This is a genomic window from Kocuria sp. ZOR0020 (genome assembly GCF_000800955.1).
Taxonomy (GTDB): domain Bacteria; phylum Actinomycetota; class Actinomycetes; order Actinomycetales; family Micrococcaceae; genus Kocuria; species Kocuria subflava.
In genome coordinates this window covers 1-1,400 of sequence record NZ_JROX01000431.1, presented here as the reverse complement: position 1 = coordinate 1,400, position 1,400 = coordinate 1, and the positions used below count along the sequence as shown (strand labels likewise).

Annotated in this window: 1 protein-coding gene; it reads right to left on the bottom strand. The window is 65.4% G+C overall.

Going from position 1 to position 1,400, the window contains the following annotated elements; genetic code table 11:
• Positions 1–3 precede the first annotated feature (3 nt).
• Entirely contained in the window at positions 4–1,320 is a 1,317-nt protein-coding gene (locus L979_RS14080; RefSeq protein ID WP_047692898.1) for an ISL3 family transposase, read from the bottom strand.
• Positions 1,321–1,400 lie beyond the last annotated feature (80 nt).

Here is a 1,400-nt window from a genome sequence, read left to right as displayed (position 1 = left end):
GGCTCATCGCAAATGAGAGTGTAGAAGCGGTCTGAACCCTCCCGTGTCCAGCAGTGCCCGGAGCAGGTAGTGGCCCAGATTCCGGAACCCCAGCGCGGTGCCCCTCAAGTGCTCGAGCCGGCCATTGATCGCCTCCGTCGGCCCGTTGCTCGTGCCAGGCCGGTCGAAGAACGCGAGCACATCAGCAGCCCGGCGTTTCAGCGTTGTCCCCAGCGTGGTCAGTTCGTTCAGCGCTGTCGGCACGCCTGCCGAAAGACTCGCGATGACCGCCCGCAGTCGGTCTCTTCCGCGCGTGCGGTCGGGGTCGCGGTACGCGGCCACGATCCGCTGGTAGACCCACCACGTGACATCGACCTGCGTGTGCTCCTCGGCAGCGAGCACTGTCTCGAGCCTGCCGGTCTGCTTCTTGGTGAGCAGGTTGGCTCCCGTGAGTAGGACACGACGGATGCCGTAGAGCGGGTCCCCGGACCGGCCGCGGTGCCCGAGTGTCTCCTGCTGGATCCGCTGCCGGCACCGCTCCACAGCGCTACCTGCCAGCGCGACGACGTGGAACGGATCCATCACCGGGGTCGCGTCAGGCAGCTCTTCGGTCGCGGCTGACTTGTAGCCGGCGAACCCATCCATCGCGATCTCCTCGACACCAGCGCGCAATGCTTGTGATTGGGCGGCCAGCCAGGTCTTGAACACTTTCTTCGACCGCCCCTCGACGATGTCCAGCAGACGGGAGGGGCCTGTCTTATCGCGGATCGGGGTGAGATCAATGATGACTGTGACGTACTTGCTGCCGAACGGGGTATGCCGCCACACATGCTCATCGACCCCGAGAACCCTCACGCCGTCGAACCTGCTGGGATCATCGACCAGGAGCTGTTGGCCGGTGGCGAGGATCGCGGTGTTGACGGTGTGCCACGCCGCGCCGAGGCCTGCAGCGATTCGACTGATGGACATCCTGTCGATGACGAGGCATTTCAGCGCCCACAGCACCGCCGACCGTGACAGCTTCGCCCGTGGCGCGGCGACCTGGGTGAGGTCTTCCCGCCAGACGCGTATGCAGGTCGGGCATCGGTAGCGGCGGACGCGCACGTGCAGGATCGTGGGGCGCCAGCCGAGCGGGACGTGGACGAGCCGGCGGACCGCGGTTCCGCGAGGAATGCCTTCCGCACCGCACTCGTGGCACCAGGAGTCCTGGAACTCGGTACTGGTGCGGCATTCGAGGACCGCGTGATCGACGTCGACAGCTTGCCCTGTGACAGTCAGGTTGAGGGTATCGAGGAGGCAGAACGCGTCGAGACCAGGGGTCGTGAAGCTAGGCTTGTCCATGTCGAGGTCTTCCGGATGGAGAGTGTAGGAACTTCCATCTTCAGGGAGGCCTCGACGTCTATCCGGGCAACGACACGTGC

What these genes read in the sequence shown, in the direction of transcription:
- L979_RS14080 (WP_047692898.1), bottom strand. Translation starts at nt 1,320, where the DNA reads ATGGACAAGCCTAGCTTCACGACCCCTGGTCTCGACGCGTTCTGCCTC.